This is a genomic window from Streptomyces sp. 8N114, from assembly GCF_052245835.1.
Classification (GTDB): Bacteria; Actinomycetota; Actinomycetes; order Streptomycetales; family Streptomycetaceae; genus Streptomyces.
Map to the genome: position 1 here is coordinate 201,185 of NZ_JBQQBT010000008.1, position 17,767 is coordinate 218,951.

14 protein-coding genes and 1 pseudogene are annotated in these 17,767 nt (G+C 71.4%); 7 read left to right on the forward strand and 8 right to left on the reverse strand.

Annotation, left to right across the window (positions count from 1 at the left end):
• The first annotated feature begins 23 nt into the window (after nucleotides 1-23).
• Nucleotides 24-827, forward strand: a complete 804-nt coding sequence (locus ACTWQF_RS19510) for an ABC transporter ATP-binding protein (RefSeq protein WP_443280838.1) — start codon at nucleotides 24-26, stop codon at nucleotides 825-827.
• Entirely contained in the window at nucleotides 821-3,346 is a 2,526-nt protein-coding gene (locus tag ACTWQF_RS19515) for an FtsX-like permease family protein (RefSeq protein ID WP_443280839.1), read from the forward strand. Before ACTWQF_RS19510 ends, ACTWQF_RS19515 begins: the two co-directional genes overlap by 7 nt.
• 128 nt (nucleotides 3,347-3,474) lie before the next feature.
• Here ACTWQF_RS19515 and ACTWQF_RS19520 read toward each other — a convergent pair whose 3' ends face one another.
• Nucleotides 3,475-4,119: a LuxR C-terminal-related transcriptional regulator gene (locus tag ACTWQF_RS19520; protein ID WP_443280841.1), complete on the reverse strand. Its 645-nt coding sequence runs from the start codon at nucleotides 4,117-4,119 to the stop codon at nucleotides 3,475-3,477.
• The gene (locus ACTWQF_RS19525) at nucleotides 4,107-5,276 is read right to left on the reverse strand and encodes a sensor histidine kinase (protein ID WP_443280969.1); all 1,170 of its coding nucleotides are present in this window, start codon (nucleotides 5,274-5,276) and stop codon (nucleotides 4,107-4,109) included. The genes ACTWQF_RS19520 and ACTWQF_RS19525 overlap by 13 nt, the downstream gene beginning before the upstream one ends.
• A gap of 215 nt (nucleotides 5,277-5,491) precedes the next feature.
• On the opposite strand from ACTWQF_RS19525, the gene ACTWQF_RS19530 reads away from it, so the two are divergent.
• Complete coding sequence (locus tag ACTWQF_RS19530; RefSeq protein WP_443280843.1) at nucleotides 5,492-5,662, forward strand: hypothetical protein; 171 nt, start codon at nucleotides 5,492-5,494, stop codon at nucleotides 5,660-5,662.
• 50 nt (nucleotides 5,663-5,712) lie between these two features.
• A complete protein-coding gene (locus ACTWQF_RS19535; RefSeq protein ID WP_443280845.1) occupies nucleotides 5,713-6,210 on the forward strand; it encodes an NUDIX hydrolase in 498 nt (165 codons plus the stop codon).
• A gap of 84 nt (nucleotides 6,211-6,294) precedes the next feature.
• Here the strand turns inward: ACTWQF_RS19535 and ACTWQF_RS19540 are convergent, their stop codons facing one another.
• Nucleotides 6,295-7,497 carry a cytochrome P450 gene (locus ACTWQF_RS19540; RefSeq protein ID WP_443280847.1) on the reverse strand — a complete coding sequence of 401 codons (1,203 nt, stop codon included), beginning with the start codon at nucleotides 7,495-7,497 and terminating at the stop codon, nucleotides 6,295-6,297.
• A 681-nt stretch (nucleotides 7,498-8,178) separates the two neighbouring features.
• Here ACTWQF_RS19540 and ACTWQF_RS19545 point away from each other — a divergent pair.
• Nucleotides 8,179-8,994, forward strand: a complete 816-nt coding sequence (locus ACTWQF_RS19545) for a helix-turn-helix domain-containing protein (protein WP_443280848.1) — start codon at nucleotides 8,179-8,181, stop codon at nucleotides 8,992-8,994.
• On the opposite strand, the gene dhaM is transcribed toward ACTWQF_RS19545, so the two are convergent.
• The 3 genes from dhaM to dhaK form a co-directional block, all read right to left on the reverse strand.
• The gene (gene dhaM / locus ACTWQF_RS19550) at nucleotides 8,979-9,395 is read right to left on the reverse strand and encodes a dihydroxyacetone kinase phosphoryl donor subunit DhaM (RefSeq protein ID WP_443280850.1); all 417 of its coding nucleotides are present in this window, start codon (nucleotides 9,393-9,395) and stop codon (nucleotides 8,979-8,981) included. The two genes, ACTWQF_RS19545 and dhaM, sit on opposite strands and share 16 nt — an antisense overlap.
• 2 nt (nucleotides 9,396-9,397) lie before the next feature.
• Nucleotides 9,398-10,042 (reverse strand): dihydroxyacetone kinase subunit DhaL, encoded by a 645-nt coding sequence (dhaL, locus tag ACTWQF_RS19555; RefSeq protein WP_443280970.1) that lies wholly within the window; start codon nucleotides 10,040-10,042, stop codon nucleotides 9,398-9,400.
• Nucleotides 10,043-10,419: 377 nt separating this feature from the next.
• Nucleotides 10,420-11,412, reverse strand: coding sequence for a dihydroxyacetone kinase subunit DhaK (gene dhaK, locus ACTWQF_RS19560; RefSeq protein ID WP_443280852.1), 993 nt, complete (start codon nucleotides 11,410-11,412; stop codon nucleotides 10,420-10,422).
• Nucleotides 11,413-12,027: 615 nt separating this feature from the next.
• Here dhaK and ACTWQF_RS19565 point away from each other — a divergent pair.
• Nucleotides 12,028-12,509: pseudogene (locus ACTWQF_RS19565) on the forward strand (carbohydrate ABC transporter permease); the annotation flags it as partial.
• 292 nt (nucleotides 12,510-12,801) lie between these two features.
• Nucleotides 12,802-14,658: a glycoside hydrolase family 35 protein gene (locus tag ACTWQF_RS19570; RefSeq protein ID WP_443280854.1), complete on the forward strand. Its 1,857-nt coding sequence runs from the start codon at nucleotides 12,802-12,804 to the stop codon at nucleotides 14,656-14,658.
• A gap of 619 nt (nucleotides 14,659-15,277) precedes the next feature.
• On the opposite strand, the gene ACTWQF_RS19575 is transcribed toward ACTWQF_RS19570, so the two are convergent.
• Complete coding sequence (locus ACTWQF_RS19575) at nucleotides 15,278-16,222, reverse strand: hypothetical protein (protein WP_443280855.1); 945 nt, start codon at nucleotides 16,220-16,222, stop codon at nucleotides 15,278-15,280.
• 141 nt (nucleotides 16,223-16,363) lie between these two features.
• Nucleotides 16,364-17,251, reverse strand: a complete 888-nt coding sequence (locus tag ACTWQF_RS19580; RefSeq protein WP_443280856.1) for an iron-sulfur protein — start codon at nucleotides 17,249-17,251, stop codon at nucleotides 16,364-16,366.
• Nucleotides 17,252-17,767 lie beyond the last annotated feature (516 nt).

The window sequence follows — 17,767 nt, forward strand, 5'->3', positions numbered from 1 at the left end:
TCCCGCACACGGAAAGGACGCTCATGCTCGGGCGCCCCAGCGCACACGCACCCGCTCGACCCGCGGCCGTACGCTCCGCTCCGACGGACCCTGCCGCGTGCCCGGCTCTGGAACTCGACGGTGTCAGCCGCAGCTACGGCAGCCGTCGTGCCCTGGACAGCGTCGGCCTCGTCCTGCCACGGGGCCGCTTCCTGGCCGTCATGGGCCGCTCCGGCTCCGGCAAATCCACACTGCTGGCCTGCGCGGCAGGTCTGGACCGGCCCGACGCGGGGAGCGTCACCGTCGGCGGTACCGATCTGGCCGCACTCGGCGAGCGGGACCGTACCCGGCTGCGCCGGGACCGTATCGGCTTCGTCTTCCAGGACCTGAACCTGCTGCATGCGCTCAGCGTGCGGGAGAACGTAGCGCTGCCGCTGCTGCTTGCCGAAGAGCACCGCAGCGCCCGTGCCCAGGACCCGGAACCGCTCCGGCGCGCCGACCGGGCGCTGGCCCAGGTCGGGCTGCTGGAGCGGGCCGAGGCGCACCCTGGGCAGCTGTCCGGTGGCCAGCGGCAGCGCGTCGCCGTGGCCCGGGCACTGGTGACCGCGCCGCAGGTGATCCTCGCCGACGAACCGACCGGCGCCCTCGACCCGGTCACGGCACAGGAAGTCCTCGACCTCCTCCGCCACACCTCGGCCGCGGACGGGCCCGCCGTGCTGATGGTCACCCACGACCCGGCCGCCGCCGGCATGGCCGACCGGACCGTCTTCCTCACCGAGGGCCGGATCACCGCCACCCTGGAACGCCCGTCGCCGGCCGACGTGCGAGGGGAGCTGGCCCGATGGTGAGGGGGAGCGGTGTTCGACTGCTCGCCCGCCGTGCCGGACAACAGCACCGTGCCGCGTGGTCCACAACGCTCGCCGCACTCGCCCTGACCTCCCTCCTGTTGGGTGCCGCGGCGCTGTCCGTCGCCTCCGTGGCGCTGGGCCAGCCCGGGGTGACCGCCCGCGCGGGCGCGCCCGTGGTGGTGGCGGGCAACCAGAACACCCGGTTCACCGCCAAGCCGTGGGGCAGCGAGGCGGAGACGGTGCACGCCGCCCTCACCGAACGCGTCCGCGTGCCCCGCGCGGCCCTCGGAGTGCTCCGCGAGGTCGAGGGTGTACGGGCCGCTGTTCCCGACGACGAGTTCACCATCCGTACCGGCGCGGGCGACCCGCCGCTGCCGGGCCGCTCCTGGGAGGCGGCCTCGCTCACCCCGTACGGGCTGCGCGAGGGCCGGCCACCGCGCACCCCGGGCGAGGTCGTGGCAGGTGCCGGGCTGCGTGCCGGACCGGGGCAGCGGCTGGCCGGGCGGCGGGTCGTAGGCGTCGCCGAAGGGCCGGGCGTGCTCTATGTGACCGCGACCGAGGCCCGCAGACTGGCCGGGCACCCAAGCTCGGTCGACGCCATCGGCGTACTGGCCGAACCCGGAACCTCGACCCGCCAGTTGTCCGCCCGGGTCCGCGTGGCCCTCGGCCGGGCCCGGCTGAAGGACACCAGCGCGGCATCACGTGCCGAAGGAGACCCGGCCGGCCTGCGGGTGCTGACCGGTGACGGCCGTGGCGCGGCCGAGAATCTGGGTGGGACCCCCGCCCGTTCGGCGCTGCTGGAGCTGCTCGGTTCCGTCACCGCGAGCCTCGTACTGGTGGCGTTGCTGGTGATCTGCTCGCTTGCCGCCCAGGCACTGCACCAGCGCGAACCCGAACTGCGGCTGCTGCGTACGATCGGCGCCACGCCGCGCCAACTGCGGGCCGCGGTCGGCCGTGAGGTGTCCCGGAAAGCCGCCCCCGCTGCTCTCTGGGGCGCCCTGTTGGCCGTCCCCGCGTTCCTGGCGCTGCACACCGCGCTGGTGGCGCGTGGCGCCCGGCCCGAGGGACTGGTACTGCCCACCCCTGTCTGGATGTTCCTCCTCCCGCTGGGTACCGCGGCGCTCACGGTCGGCGTCGCCCGCCTCGCGGCGCTGCTCGCCTGTGCCCGCGTCGCACGGGGGCGGCCCGCGGACAGCACCGGGGGCGGCAGCGGCAAGGGGCGCAAGGCCGCCGGGCTCATCCTGCTGACGGCCGGGGCGAGTTCCGCCGGTACGGCGGCCCTTCAGCGCGGCGAGGCGGCTGCCGCTGCCGCGGGCGCCGCGGCCGTCACCCTGGTCATCGGCTGCGCGCTGCTCGGGCCCTGGATCGCCGCCGCGGCCGTGCGGCTGCTGCGGGGGCCGCTGCGGAAGCTGGGCGGTGTCGGCGGCCGACTGGCCGAGACGTACGGCACCGCCGACTCCCGCCGACTGGGCGCTGCCCTCACCCCGGTCGTCCTGGTCACCGCGTTCGCCGGGGTCCAGCTCTCGGCGACCGCGACCGTCGACGACCAGACGAGCCGTCAGGCAGCCCGGGCCGTACGCGCCGACCTCGCCGTCACCGCACCGGGCGGGCTACCCGCCGCCGCACTCGACCGGCTCCGTGACACGGACGGGGTCGCGGCGGTGACGGGACTGGCACGCAGCACGGTCGTCCTCGCTCGCAAGGAGACCGGCGAGCCCCGGCTGGAGCGGCTGCCCGCACTCGGAGTCACTCCGCACGGCGTGACGGCGACGCTCGCATCCGATGTGCGGGAGGGCAGCCTGGCCGCCCTGCGGCCCGGCCGCATCGCCGTCGGAGCCGACCGCGCCCGGAGCCAGGGCCTGCATCCGGGCTCGACCGTACGGATCCGCTTCGGCGACGGGGCCGAACGGGCACTGCGGGTCGTCGCCGTCTACGAACGCTCCCTGGCGCTGGGCGATTTCCTCCTCTCACGCACCGAACTGATCCGGCACACCACCGACAACCGCCTCACTCGCGTACTGGTCGCCACCGCACCCGGAGCGGACCCGGCGCGGACCCGGGCCGCGGTCCAGCGGGTACTGGACACGACGGCACCGGGGGCCCGCACAGGCCCCGCTGGTCCGCCGACGCCGCCGCGGACAGAGGGTGAGGACGCCGCCCGTCTGATCTCCGGCATCGCGGTCACCGCCATCGCCGCGCTCGCCGCGCTCACGGTGGTCAGCACGCTCCGCCTCGTCCAGGCCGGCCGACGGCGGGAGTTCGCGCTGCTGCGCGTTCTCGGCGCGGTGCGCGGGCAGCTGCGGCGGATGCTGGCGGCGGAGGCCACCGTGCTCACCCTCGCCGGGCTGGCCTGCGGGGCAGCCGCCGCAGTGCTTCCGCTGACCGCGCTGAGCTTCGCGCTCGCCCGCTCCCTGCCCTCACTCCCCCTGTCGCAGGCCGCCGCCGTCGTCGCACTGGCGACAGCCGCGATCACGGCCGGGATGCTGTGGCCGATCAGGGAACGGACCAGGAGCCGTTGACCGGGTGAACCACGGGGTGCCGCTCAGCGCCTGAGGCAGACGAATCAGCGCTTGAGGTAGACGAGCCGGCTCCTGTGGCCGACGAGTCAGCGCCTGAGGCAAACGAGCCAGCGCTTGAGGCAGACGAGTCAGCGCTTGAGGTAGGCCAGCACTGCCAGGACTCTGCGATGTCCGCTGTCGCTGGGCGGCAGCCCCAGCTTCGCGAAGACGTTTCCGATGTGCTTGTGAACCGAACGCTCCGTGATGACCAGGGCCTTGGCGATGGTGGCGTTGTCGCGACCTTCAGCCATCAGGTGCAGCACCTCCTCCTCACGCGGGGTCAGCGAGTCCAGCGGTCCGCTCCCGCGGCCCCGGGACATCAGCTCCGTCACCACCTCAGGATCGAGGGCGGTGCCTCCCGCTGCGACCCGTTCCAGCGCCTCCAGGAACTCGTCCACCCGGCCCACCCGGTCCTTGAGCAGATAGCCCACTCCATGCGCCCCGCCGCCGAGCAGCTCTGCCGCGTACGTCTCCTCGACGTACTGCGACAACACCAGAACCGGCAGCGTGGGCAGCTTCCGGCGGGCGTCCAGCGCAGCGCGCAGCCCCTCGTCGCGGAAGCCGGGCGGCAGCCGAACGTCGAGGACCGCCACATCAGGGCGCTGCTCCAGCAGCAGCGGCAGCACCTCGGGCCCGGTGGCGGCGACCCCCGCCACCTCGTGCCCAGCCGAGCCGAGCAGCAGCACCAGCCCCTCGCGCAGCAGGGCGTTGTCCTCAGCGATCACCACACGCACGGCAGCTCCACATCCACCACGGTCGGTCCCCCCGAAGGGCTCGTCAGACGTACGCTGCCGTCCAGCGCCGCCACTCTGCGGCGGACACCGAGGAGGCCCGTGCCCGCGTTCTCGTCCGCGCCGCCGCGGCCCTCGTCCCGCACCCGCACCCTCAATGCCCCGTCCGCCCGCCGCAGTTCCACCGCTGCCCGGTCGGCGCCGCTGTGCTTGGCGGCGTTGGTCAGGCTTTCGGCGACGACGAAGTACGCCGCAGCCTCCACGGCGGCCGGAGCCCGCGCTCCGTCCTCGTGCCCGTCCGCCAGCCCCTGGGTGACGACCGAGACCTCCAGTCCGCTCCCTGCTGCCAGCGCCCGGACCGCGCCCACCAGTCCGCGGTCCGTGAGCACCGGCGGATGGATGCCACGCACCACGTGCCGCAGCTCGGCCAGCGCCTCCTCGGCCTGGTCCTGCGCAGTGTCCAGCAGAGTGCGGGCGGCTGTCGGGTCCTGGTCGTATGCGCGGCGCGCCAGTCCCAGCCGCATCGACAGCGCCACCAGATGCGCCTGTGCGCCGTCATGCAGGTCCCGCTCGATGCGCCGCAGCTCCGCGCCGTGCGCCGCCACGGCACCTGCGCGGGTCGCCGCAAGCTGGTCGACCCGTTCGGACAGCCGGGTGCTGGGGGAGGGCAGAAGCAGCAGGCGGGATATTCGGGCCTGGAGCGTGGCGAGCTCCGTCAGCCGTGGCAGCAGCACGGCCGGACGGCGTGCGAGCCGGCACCACACGCCGTCGACCAGCAGCCCGAGCGGCCACAGCACCATCGCCACGTAACAGAGGACGAGTCCGTACAGCAGCTGCGCGGCCAGCCAGCGCAGGTCCCGGTAGGTGCCCGGGTCGGTCACCGCGGCCTGGACGCGCTCCAGCAACGAGCCCTGATCCAGCGGGAGATACTTCTCGGGGACAGGGGAGCCGAGCCAGGCGGCGGCCCTACGCCGCTCGAAGCCCGCCAGCCCGCGCAGCACCCGGACGGTTTCGGGCAGCATGCCGGCGCCGATGACGAACGCGGTCGCTGTGGCCGCGAGCAGCATCAGACCGATCATCAGATAGCAGACGAGGCTGAGCCCGGCCCCCGCCACCAGGTGGAACGAGGCCCGGACCGCGCTCCGCAACACCTGTCGCACCGTGACCCGCCGCATGACGATCAGCGTATGCGTGCGTGGGCCCATCGCGCGGTAGAGCTGGCTACACCTTCGATTCGGGAGCCAGCGCTATGGGTTCGTGGCCGTGGGAGAGGGAGAGTGGGCGACAGCGCTGGACGCGAGTCCGAGCTCGCCCACCACCCGCTGAGCTCGCACGCATCCACGTTCGTCCGTTCTCTCGTTCATGGAGGAGTCCTGTGAAGTCCATGCTCTGGCTCGTGCTCGCCGCCTGCGTCGTCGCCAACGTCTTCCTCAGCCTCGCAGGGCCCGGCGGCGCCACCCAGATAGTCCTCAGTGTGCTGACCGGGCTGGGCGTGCTGGCCTGCGGTGTGGGGCTCTGGATGCTGCGGGACCGGCGCGTGGCCTGAGCTGGCGGTACGTCGCGCGGGCCGCGCCGCCGGGGACGTAGGCTCGGGACATGGCGACTCCCGACTTCATCCGCGAACTGCGGCGTTCCGCAGGGCACCAGCTGCTCTACCTGCCCGGCGTCAGCATGGTCGTCTTCGACGACCAAGGGCGGGTGCTCCTCGGACGGCGCGCCGATACCGGCCAGTGGTCCCTGATCGGCGGCATCCCGGAGCCCGGCGAGCAGCCTGCGGACTGCGCGGTGCGCGAGGTGTTCGAGGAGACCAACGTGCGCTGCGTTCCGGAGCGCGTCGTTCTCGTGTACGGCCTGGACAAGCCCGTCACCTACCCCAACGGTGATATCTGCCAGTTCATGGACATCACCTTTCGTTGCCGTGCCACCGCCGAAGCGGCGAGCGTGGCGCGGGTCAACGACGAGGAGTCCCTCGAGGTCGGCTGGTTCGGTCTGGACGAGCTGCCGACGATGAAGGAGTACGCATACTTCCGCATCAAGCAGGCCGCCCAGGAGGGTCCCGCCTGGTTCGCAACGTCGCCGCACGCGGGCGGGTGACGGCAGCGAGCCAAGATTCCGGCGGGACTCCCGCAGCTCACAGCCGGCCGGCAAGAGCGCCGGAATGCGCGGTTCCGCCCCTGGTCAGCGGGTGGAGGCGGTGCCGCGGACGGTGACGGGCAACGTGCGCAACCCGCGCAGCGTCGCGGTGCGTTCGTACTCGGCGGGGCCCGCGGGCTCGAAGCCGATCCCGGCTGCGTCCAGTGCGGCGAGCACCGCACGCAGCTGCAAGCCTGCGAGGCCCGCGCCCAGACAGGCGTGGGCACCGCGGCCGAAGGCCAGGTGGATCCCCTTGCGCCGGGTCAGCTCGACGGCGTCCGGGTCGGCGAAGACCTCAGGGTCGCGGTCGGCGGCGCCCAGCATCAGGACGACCTCTTCACCGCGTCGTATCCGCTGGCTCCCGACCTCGCTGTCCGCGACGCACACCCGGGCAGCGGCCTGCACCGGCCCGTCGAGTCGCAGCAACTCGTCGACGAGCGCGTCCAGCCGGTCCTCGGCCACCGCGCGGGCGAGCAGCTCGGGCTCGGCCACCAGCCGGGCGAGCGCGTTGCCCAGCAGACGGCTGACCGACTCGTATCCGGCATGCAGCACGCCGCGCAGCGAGTTGGCCAGCACCGCCTCCGATACGTCCGGAGCCTGGGCGTGTGCGGCGCGTGCGGCGCCGATGAACCCGCCCTCGTCGGCGTTTTCCAGCCACTCGCTCACCAAGCGGCTCAGCTCGGCCTTCGCCTTGGTCCCCGGCTCCGCACGCGAGGGCTCAAGACCCGCGTCCATGCTGCGGACGATCGCGTTGGACAGCTCCTCCAGCCAGGGCCCGTCGGGCGCGGTGACACCGAGGAAGTCGCACATCGTGTGCAGGGCCAGCGGGCGGGCGAACGCGCTGACGAGATCGACGGAACGGCCGGCGCCCAGCAGTCCTGCCGTACGGTCCGCCGCGAGCCGGGCCGCGGTGTCCTGCACAGCCGTGTGGGAGCGGGCGTGCAGCGCGGAGACGAGCAGATGACGGATGGCTCCGTGGTCGGGCGGGTCGAGGGTCTGCACACTCAGCTGAGCGTCCGGGATGTCCTCTCCCATCCTGCGGAAGTCGGAGCCGAACGCGGCGGTGTCACCCAGGACGTGGCGGCACTCGGCGTACCCGGTGAGCACCCAGGCGCGGAGCTGCGAATGCCGGTAGACCCTGCGGTGCTCGCGCAGCCGTCGGTAGACGGCATACGGGTCGGCGATGACATCGGGAGCCAGGGGGTCGTAGAGGGGGTCCCGCTGTGTGGGTGCCGCCGTTCCCGTCATGGCCAGCCTTTCTCGGGTCCGGGTGGAGTGGGGGGTGATGTGAAGGGCCGGACCGTCCGCGGCCACGCAAGGTTGTGCGCGGCCGCGACGACGGCGAACTCATCAGTAGAAGTAACGCATTGCGCTGTCCCCCTTCCGCACGGGTTATTGATGCCCGCCGTCACAGGATCAGGACGGCTGGATTTTCTTCGGGTCCGACATGGAATCCGGCTCCCGAAAGGGAAAACAGGCCACCGCCCCGACGTCGGATCGGGCATGGACGTCCCTGGCAATCGATGCCGAGAGCACTACCGAGGGCGTGGATATGAAAGGAGTCTCCTACTTTCCGCCTTCCCTGTTGGTCGTCGTGACCGAATGGTGGCCGTGGTCACCCTCCGACAGCCGGTGTGCTCCGCGCAAGGGGATGGCGGATTGAGGGCGCCTACTTTTCCACGGGAGGAAAAGTGAGTGTCACATTCCAAGCTGAATCCTGGATTCCGCAAGTGGTGGTGAATGCGGGTGACCGTTGCGGGGCATCCGAAACGACGGTGAGGGGATTGCTTTGGTGATCAAACTGTGAAGGCCCCCGAAATCCGAACGACTTCAAAGGTGTATGTCTATGGCGAACAGCTTGGCGTGCCGTCCGGCGCAACACCGCCCGGGCACCGGGCAGAAGAGGCTTGACGGAACCGGATGTGCCTGGTGAGCGCGGCGAGAGGGTTCGCGTTACTGGCGGCCATGACGGCGCTGGAGCGGGAGGACCCGGGCACTCCCCATCGGCTGAGCGTGATAGCCCGGCGGGCCGGACTGAGCGCCTCCAACGCGAACAAGCTCCTGGCGCAGGCTGCGGAGCACGGGCTGGTGCTCCGCACCGGATACGGGCGGTACGCGCTGGCCGGGACGCTGACCCGGGTGGCGGCCGAGGCAGCCCACCGCGCCCGGACCCGGATGACAGCCCCGGCCACGCAGTCTCCTGGCGGCGGCACGCCGTGGCGCCCGCCGCCCACCACGACGGTGGCCGCCACGGGCCGCGAACGGCGCTCGGAGCGCCGCGCGGACCGGAGCTCCGACCGACGCCCGGACCGGCGCACTGATCGACGCTCCGGGCTGAGCATCGATCACGGCGTCGAAGGTGGGCTGGAAGGTGGGCTGGAGGGAGAGCTCGAAGGCGGTCCTGAAGGCGGTCTTGAACGCGTCGTTCAAATTGGCCCTGGCAGCGTCGAAGGCGGCCTTGAACAGGGCCATGAACGGCGCCTGGACGGTGGCCCGGAGCGGGGGCGCGTGGACGGCGGTCCGGAGCGGGGCCTTGAGTACGGCCTTGAGCGTGGCCTCGGGCAGGGCTTCGACCCGGGACCCGGCCGGGGGCCTGACCTGCGTGACGACCGGGGCTTCGACCGGGGTGACAGCCGGGGCTTCGACCGGGGTGCCGAGGAGAGCGGGCCGCGGGGCACAGCGGGCGAAGGCGCCGACGCCCAGCTCAGGCGCCGACGCCTCACCGCTGCTCAGAGCTTGCGGTAGGTGTAGGCCTCCTCCGCTGCCGAGGCCACCGCTGCCAGGTCGCCGCCGCCCGCAGCCGTCACGACGGCGGCGACCGCACCCTCGACCAGCGGAGCGTCCACCAACCGGGAGAGCTCGGGCAGTTCGTCATCCTCTGCCAGCAGCGTCTTGACCGTCAGCACCGCACTGCCCAGATCGACCAGCAGCGCGACGCCCGCTCCCTCGTCCATCCGGTGCGCGGCCTCGACGATCAGCTCCTCGCTGGTGCCCAGGCTCCCGTCGGGCAGCCCGCCCGCGCCGGTGACCAGCGCGTCCGGCACCCCGGCGAGCCCGGCGGCCAGCCGCGCGACCGAGTCGGCGACCTCCTTGCTGTGCGAGACCAGAACGATCCCTACCCGCTTGCCGTCGTTCGTGTCCGCCATGCTCACTCACTCCCGCCGCTGTCGCTCTCCCCGGAATCGGCCCCTTCCGCGTCTTCCTCCGCATCCTGTGCGGTGTCCGCTTCCGCCAGCGCGGCCACCAGCAGCGCCGCCGAGGTCGCGCCCGGGTCCTGGTGGCCGATGCTCCGCTCGCCCAGATAGCTGGCCCGGCCCTTGCGGGCCTGCAGCGGCACCGTCTCCTCGGCGCCCTGCTCGGCCGCCGTACGCGCTGCCTCGAAGTCCTTGCCGCCGCTGTCCGCCAGCGCCTCGACGGCCGGGAACAGCGCGTCGAGCATCGTCTTGTCGCCCGCGACGGCGCCACCCAGCTGCGCCACCGCCTCGATCCCCGTACGCAGCGCGGCTGCCAGCTCCTCCCGGCTCACCTGTTCCGCGCTTCCGAGTACCTTGCCGGCACGGCGCAGCAGGGTTCCGTATAGCGGTCCGGAGGCTCCGCCGACCGTCGAGACCAGCTTCCTTCCCGCCGTCATCAGCACAGCGCCCGGTGTCGGGGGGACCTCCTCGCCCAGCTCCTCGCGTACCGCTTCGAAGCCGCGGCGCATGTTGCCGCCGTGGTCCGCGTCGCCGATCGCCGAGTCCAGCTCGGTCAGCCGGTCGGCCTCGCGGGCGACCGCGTCCGCCGCGGCCGTCATCCAGCGTGCGAAGAAGGCGGCGTCCAGCTCTGGTACGCCTTCGCTGCCGCCGCCATCGTCACCGGACCCGCCGGCGTCGTTCGTCACCTTGCCGCTCACTCTTGCTCCTTCGCCGCTGTCCCGATCCTGGTGCTGCGCTGTTCGCTGCAGCAGTACTGCCGCGCTGCCGTACCGCACGGCTGTGGTTGCTGTGTTGCCGTACCGCGGTACTGCTGCGCCGCGGTACTGCGTACTGCTGCCGTCTTGCCGTCCACTGCTGTTCCACGGCTACTGCAGCACTGCTGTTACCGCGCCACTGCTGTAACGCCGAACTGCTCTCTGTCGTGCCATGCTCTCGCCCGCCGTACGGTGCCGTGGCGGTGTCCGGTGCTGCGCGGTCAGACGCCCCACCGCAGCCCCGGGGTTCGCACGGGTGCGTCCCACAGCCGCAGCAGCTCCTCGTCGCCCCGGCACAGCGTCACGGAGGCACCCGCCATGTCCAGCGAGGTCACATAGTTGCCGACGAGAGTACGGGCGACCGGAATCCGGCGTTCGGCCAGGACCCGGTGCACCTCGCCGCAGAACCCGTACAGTTCCAGCAGCGGCGTCGACCCCATGCCGTTGACCAGCGCCAGCACGGGTTCCTCGGGCCGCAGGTCCTCCAGTACGGCGTCAACGGCGAAATCCGCGATCTCGCCTGCCGTCATCATCGCCCGTCGCTCGCGGCCCGGCTCCCCATGGATGCCGACGCCCAACTCCAGCTCGCCCGGCGGCAGTTCGAACATCGGGCCGCCCTTGGCAGGCGTACTGCACGGGCTCAGCGCCACCCCGAAACTGCGCGACGAGTCGGCCACCTGACGTGCGACAGCCTCCACCCGCTCCAGCGGGGCTCCCTCGGCGGCGAGCGCGCCCGCGATCTTCTCCACGAACAGGGTCGCGCCCGTACCCCGGCGCCCGGCCGTGTGCGTGCTGTCGGTGACGGCCACGTCGTCCTCCACCAGCACCTTGCCGACGCGCACACCCTCGTCCTCGGCCAGTTCGGCGGCCATGTCGAAGTTGAGCACGTCCCCGGTGTAGTTCTTGACGATGAACAGCACACCTTCCCCGCTGTCCACGGCTGCGGCCGCGGCGACCATCTGGTCGGGGACGGGAGAAGTGAAGATCTCGCCCGGACACGCAGCGTCCAGCATCCCCGGTCCCACGAATCCGCCGTGCAGCGGCTCGTGCCCCGAACCGCCGCCCGAGATCAGCGCCACCTTTCCGGCGACGGGCGCATCCCGCCGGATCACCACCCGCCGCTCCACGTCCACCGTCAGGTCCGGATGCGCCGCCGCCATCCCGCGCAGCGCGTCGGGCACCACGGATTCCGGAACATTGATCAACATTCTCATGCGTACCTCCTGGTGAGGGGAGCAGCCACCTCGGTGAGCTGCGTCTTAGCAGGTCATAGCAGGTTTGGGGGCGGATGGTCCATAGGCTGATCTCGGCGCTCCGTGGCGCCGTGGGGCGGGGGGTTGTCGGGGCCGATGCTGACTTCTTGCTGACTTGTCTGACGGTGCCGGTCGAACTTGCGATCGGGGTCGTCCGCGTTCGGACAGTCTCTCGCGAGGAGAGTGGAGTCGTCACGCATTCGATGCCCTCGTGACGCCGTCTGGGGGCGGTGCCTCGGGGTCCACGTCGTCGGTGAGACGGCGTGGGCGAGCTGGTCGCGCGGGTGTACGACCGCGCTTCTTACTGTTCGCGGCCTGTCGGCCTTCCCCGGGAGCACCGTCTTGACCCCGCACCTGCGCGGGTAGGCGCGGCTGGTCCGCGAGGCGTACGGCTTGTCGGCGGCGACCGCGTCGGGACGGATGCGCGGACGATCGACTGCCCCGCGGACCTTGATCCCTCCAGCACCGCAACGAACCAGGACTGTCGGCAGCAGGCTGTCCCGCCGTGAGCACGAACGGCAGCGAGCGGCACCGGCGATCCGCAGTGAACCACCCCGCGGGTCAATACGCCGAGCGTTCGTCCCGACGGCCCTGCTGGTGGGGCTCTACCGCGAATTTCACCAGCTGGAGATGCTCAACTCGGTCTGGACGCTGATCCTCACCAGCGCGGCCTTCAACCCCGCCTTCGCGGTCTGGATCCTGACGGCCTACATCTCCTCGATCCCGCCGGAGCTGGAGGAGGCCGCCATGGTCGACGGCACCAGCCGCTTCGGCGCGATGGTGAAGGTGACACTGCCGCTGGCACTGCCGGGCGTGGTCACGGCGGTGATCTTCACCTTCATCAGCTCGTGGAACGAGTTCGTGATGGGCCTGACGCTCTCCACCGAGCCCGACAAGCAGCCGCTGACCGTGGGCATCAACAACTTCATCGGCAACCACACGTGCAGTGGAACTATCTCTTCTCCGCGTCGGTCGTCGCCATCGTGCCCGTGCTCATCCTCTTCGCCTTCATCGAACGGCACGTCGTCTCCGGACTGACCGCCGGCTCCGTGAAGTAGGCCGTAGCCGTGGGGATCGACGGTCCCTATTACCCCCGTCGTTGCTCTGCACGTGGGTTTCCGGGACGCCTGACAAGGCGCTCCTGGGGCCGCGCACCCTGGCTCCTCGTGGGGCGTTCACTTTTCGCGCCCCGCCCCCTTGTGTTCGCTTTCGAACGTGACCACACTCTTACGCGCAAGAAGCCACATTTCTCAACGCGGCCAGCGTGCTCAGGGAGTTGGGTGTACACGGCGCCTGCGCGCGACGGTGCGGCACGGCGCGCCTCCTTGGGGCCCGACAGAAGGAGTGAGCATGACGCAGTTCAGCCGAAGAGGCTTTCTCGGCGCGTCCGCGGTAGGAGCGGCCGCGATGGGCGGCGTGCTGGGCAGCAGCCGCACGGTACTGGCCCAGTCGGCAGCCCCCTCCGGGCTGACCGTGAAGGACGGGCAGTTCCTGCTGGACGGGAAGCCGTTCCGCATCCTGTCCGGCGCCTTCCACTATTTCCGCACCCACCCGGACGACTGGCGCGACCGGCTGACCCGTATGCGGGCACTTGGCCTCAACACCGTCGAGACGTACGTGGCCTGCAACTTCCACGAAGTGCGCCGCGGGAAGTACGACTTCACCGGCTGGCGGGACCTGGTCCGCTTCATCCGCATCGCCGAGGAGGTGGGCCTCAAGGCGATCGTGCGGCCCGGCCCCTACATCTGCGCCGAATGGGACTTCGGCGGACTGCCCGCCTGGCTGCTGGAGAAGAAGGACCAGCCGCTGCGCCGCACCGACGCGGTGTACGAGCGCGCCTGCGACGAGTGGCTGGGTGCCGTGCTGCCGCGCCTGGTCGACCTCCAGGCCACCCGCGGCGGCCCGATCATCGCCGTGCAGGTGGAGAACGAGTACGGCAGCTACGACGACGACCACGCGCACCTGGAGCACCTGAAGCGGACCACGCGCTCGCACGGCATCGACAGCCTGCTGTTCTGCTCCAACGGGACCACCAAGGAGATGCTGGAAGCGGGCAACCTCCCCGACCTGCTGGCCACCGTCAACTTCGCGGGTGACCCCACCGGGCCGTTCGCCGAATTCCGAAAGTTCCGCCCCGAAGACCCGCTGTTCTGCACCGAGTACTGGGACGGCTGGTTCGACCACTGGGGCGAGGACCACCACACCACCGACCCGGCCGAGACCGCCGGCAACGTGGAGAAGATGCTCAAGGCGGGCGCCTCGGTCAACCTCTACATGGCGGTCGGCGGCAGCAACTTCGGATGGTTCGCCGGCGCCAACATCGACGGCCACTACAAACCGACGATCACCAGCTACGACTACGACGCCCCGATCAGCGAGTCGGGCGAACTCACCGAGAAGTTCCACAAGATCCGCGAGGTCATCGGCAAGTACGCCCCGCTGCCGAACGACCCGCTCCCGGCCACCCCGCGCCGCCTGGCCGCGCAGACCACCGGTACCACCGGCGCGGTACCGCTGACGACCCTGCTCGACAAGCTCAGCGGCCCGGTCCACCGCCGCACCGACCCCGTACACATGGAGGCCCTGGGCCAGGCATTTGGCCTCATCCACTACCGGACCAAGCTGTCCGGACATCAGGGCACCGCCAAGTTGAAGATCACCGGGCTCGGCGACCGCGCGCTGGTCTTCCTGGACGGCAAGCAGATCGGCACGCTCGACCGCAACCAGCCGGACGGCACCGTGGACGTCACCGCGGACGGCGCTACGAGCACGCTCGACGTGCTGGTCGACCCCACCGGCCGGGTCAACTTCGGCAAGGGTCTCAACGATCCGAAAGGCATCACCGGCAAGGTACTCCTCGGCGACAAGGAATTGCGTAACTGGGAGATCCGCTCGCTGCCCCTGGACGACCTGTCCGGACTCCCCTTCCGCAAGGACACCCCGGCCCCGGACGCCGGCCCGACGTTCCACCGGGCGACCCTGACCGTCGACCAGCCCGCCGACGGCTTCCTCGCCTTCCCCGGATGGGACAAGGGCATGGTCTGGCTCAACGGCTTCGCGCTGGGCCGCTATTGGTCGCTGGGCCCGCAAGTCACCCTCTACGCCCCCGCCCCGCTGTGGCACAAGGGCCGCAACGAGCTCGTGGTGCTGGAGACGGCTAAGCCCGGCACGCAGATCGACCTGCGCTCGGAACCGGACCTGGGCTGACCCCAGCTCACCGGATGCGGAGTGCCGGGAGCCTGGTAGGTACGACCCGGCACCCCAACATTCAATGCGCAGGGTGGAACCGGCCAGCTCGGTGCCGAAGGGCAGCAGCATGCGCGCGCCCCAGAGGGAGTCGCGGCCGAAGAGGGTGGCGAACCAGGGGGCGCCGGCGGCGAGGAACAGCTCGTCGCGGGCCTCGGGATCGGCGAGCAGCAGCCGCTCCAGGTCGGCGTGGGCCTGGTCCACCCAGCGGTCCAGAGAGCGGTCGGAGCTGCACAGTGCGGGCGTGGCCCAGGGGGTGGCGGCCGATGCCTCGGGGGCGGGGAAGAGTTCGCCCTCGCTGTCCTCGGCGGTGCACACCAGCTCGGTCTCCCAGCTGCTGCCGGGGGCGAGGTCGAGGTCGTAGCGGAGCAGGCCCTGGTCCGCGTCGACGGCGGAGACGGCGGCGGAGCCGGCCAGCCGGACCGTGAAGCCGGCGCCGTCCGACCAGACGAGTCCGCCGTCCCGGGCGTCGGCGGTCCGCGGGGCGACCTGTTGCCCGCACTTGACCTGCTCCATGGTGGCCAGGTGCTACGGGGGGCGCGGGCGGCCTCATGCCCGACCCTCCCGGTGGTGCCGGGATTCAGTGCTTGTGCTGCGTGGACGGAGAAGCCGGTGCGGCCCCGTCCTGTTCTCCGCCCTGTGCGGCGCCCGCCCGCACGGTGAAGGCCGCGGTGCGGACTTTGCCCTCGTGTTTGAAGTCGAGGAAGAGGCGGTACTGGCCCTCGGTCGGCGCGGTGGTGGTGAACGAGATGCCCGGTCCCGCCTTCGTCTTCCCGTCGCCTGGTTCGCCGTTGGGGTGGACGTGCAGGTACGCCAGGTCGCCGGCGCGGAGCGCGACCAGGTGCCCGTAGGCACCGAGGTAGGGCTGGAGGTCGGTGACGGGTTTGCCGTCGCGGGAGACCTTCAGCTTGAGCTCCTGTGCCGATCCGGGCTTCAGTTCGCCGTCGAGGGTCACGCGGTACCCGTCGACGGTGGCGGTGCGTGAGGGCTGGGGCAGTGCCTTGGGCTCGTACGCGCCGGAGGCGGCGAGGTCGGCGCCCAGGGTGAGGCCCTCGGCGGCGCCGCGCGGGACGAAGTCGGCGAAGAGCCGGTAGTCGCCGCTGCGCGGCAGCTCGGTGCGGATGCTCCACTCCCCGCTCTTGTCCCGCTTCGGGTGCAGATGGCGATAGGTGGCCAGATCGCGCGAGGCGAGTATCAGGTGCAACTCCTTGTCGTGCTCCGTCTTGTACGAGGTGACGGCGTCGCCCTTCTTGTCGCGTACCACGAAGCTCAGCTTCTCGCTCTTGCCGGCGGTCAGACGCGGGGTGCGCAGATCGAGGCGATAGCCGCGCTCGGTGCTCTGGAGCCCGCCGGGAGACTCCTCTGCTCCACTGTCGCTCGCCTTGGAGTCGGGCTGCCGGTGCCCATCGTGATCGCTCGCCTCCGGGGAGGAGATCGGCTCGATGGCCGCGCCGATGCCGTACGCCCCCGAGAAGGTGGCGGCGAGCGCGACGGTGAAGACGGCGATCTTTCCTGCGGTGTTCATGGTGGCTCCCTGTTCCTGCATGGCGCAGCCCCCTGCGGGCCACTCCATGAAGATACCCCTCGGGGGTATGAAGTCAAGCGTGGGGAGAACCTGCAAGGCGGGGCTACGGAGGGGTGGGACGCCCTCTCCGCCGGACAAGCCCTAGTGCTCCAGCCTGCGCAGCCGCTCCGCGTCGCTGGTGCGCGGACAGGTGAGGCAGGGTTGGGCGGTGCCGATCGTGTAGTAGAGGCAGCAGCCCAGCCGGGTGCGGGTGAGGTGGGAGCGGCCGGAAGCGTCGGTGAGGCGCCGGAAGCCGGCGCCGCCGGGGAAGGGTGGGACGGGGCCGGGCAACAGTTCGGTCGCCGCTCGGACGGCGTCCTCCTCCTGGCCGAGCATGCGGCCGAGGTACCAGATGCCGGAGACCAGATCGTCCTCGACCATGCCCCACAACGCCCGTGGCCCGCGTCGGACTTCGGGCTCGATTGCGCTCAGCAGCGGGCGCAGATGGTCGACGACGGCGGACCGTAGTTCGGCGCGGAGCGCTTCCTCGTCGACCAGCGCCCGTGCCCCGGGGCTGTCGTGCGCCGCCTCGTCGTCCGCGAGGCAGGAGAACGCCTGGCCCGGGGTGACTTCCACGGCTCCCGTCTCCAAGTCGACCCGGATGTCGCCCGGCCGGATGCGCGGCACGCGGCGCTCCAGATACCAGGCGCCGCTCATGAGGAGGACGACGGACCACGTGTAACCGTGCAGCGCGCGCGAGGCGGCCACGTGCCTGCGGGCCGTGTGTGCGTCGCGCCGCTGGATGCGGGTCGACTCCGCGCAGACGAAGCGGTCCAGGGCCGCGGGGTCATGGCTCAATGCCGCGCCACTGACCTGCTGTTGGGAGAGGGTGCGGGGGAGGTCGGTGCCGTCCGTCGTCGCGACCCGTGCGTTCAGTGCTTCGCAGGTGGCGATGACCCGCTCGTACAGCGCGGTGAGGACGTCGGGACCGGACGTCGTGGCGGGGCGGGGGAGGTGCGGTGTGCGCCGGGAAGCCCGGGGCGTGCTCATCGAAGATTTCCTTCTTGGGGTGCATGGGGCGACGGAGGAGGGAGGGACGGAAAGGTTAGGCTCACCTTAGTGGTGCTGGCGCTGGTTTGATCAACTGGTATGGATCAGACGGCTGTTCTGCGGAGCGCAGTTTGCTCCTTAAGGTTTGCCTAACCTAATCTCCAACGTCGTGTTCATGGTCCGACCGGCCGCGCCTCCGGACGCGTCGCCTTCCTCCCGCGTACGGCGCTGGGCCCCGCTCTTCCTGATCGGGCGCCCCGCCCTCAACTTCCTTGCCTGGGCGACGACGACGCCCAATCGCTCGGGGGGTCCGTGACACGCCTCCGGCCGGCCGGGGGGAGCCGCCATGGTGCTGCTCGTCGGCGCCCCGCGTGGTGGCCGACCCGTCGCCTGCATCGGGCCCGCCCCTCGAAGCAACCCGACCGCCAGGTATCGCACTAAGACGGCCGCCACCGCCGCGTACGCCCGTCCCCGCGTCCGCCTTCCCTCCGCACGAACGCCCCCTCCGCCACCCCG

Coding starts and splice junctions, on each gene's coding strand:
- ACTWQF_RS19510 (WP_443280838.1), top strand. CDS start 24: ATGCTCGGGCGCCCCAGCGCACACGCACCCGCTCGACCCGCGGCCGTA.
- ACTWQF_RS19515 (WP_443280839.1), top strand. CDS start 821: ATGGTGAGGGGGAGCGGTGTTCGACTGCTCGCCCGCCGTGCCGGACAA.
- ACTWQF_RS19535 (WP_443280845.1), top strand. CDS start 5,713: ATGGCGACTCCCGACTTCATCCGCGAACTGCGGCGTTCCGCAGGGCAC.
- ACTWQF_RS19540 (WP_443280847.1), bottom strand. CDS start 7,497: ATGACGGGAACGGCGGCACCCACACAGCGGGACCCCCTCTACGACCCC.
- dhaM (WP_443280850.1), bottom strand. CDS start 9,395: ATGGCGGACACGAACGACGGCAAGCGGGTAGGGATCGTTCTGGTCTCG.
- dhaL (WP_443280970.1), bottom strand. CDS start 10,042: ATGACGGCCGCGGCGGACGCGGTCGCCCGCGAGGCCGACCGGCTGACC.
- dhaK (WP_443280852.1), bottom strand. CDS start 11,412: ATGAGAATGTTGATCAATGTTCCGGAATCCGTGGTGCCCGACGCGCTG.
- ACTWQF_RS19570 (WP_443280854.1), top strand. CDS start 12,802: ATGACGCAGTTCAGCCGAAGAGGCTTTCTCGGCGCGTCCGCGGTAGGA.
- ACTWQF_RS19575 (WP_443280855.1), bottom strand. CDS start 16,222: ATGAACACCGCAGGAAAGATCGCCGTCTTCACCGTCGCGCTCGCCGCC.
- ACTWQF_RS19580 (WP_443280856.1), bottom strand. CDS start 17,251: ATGAGCACGCCCCGGGCTTCCCGGCGCACACCGCACCTCCCCCGCCCC.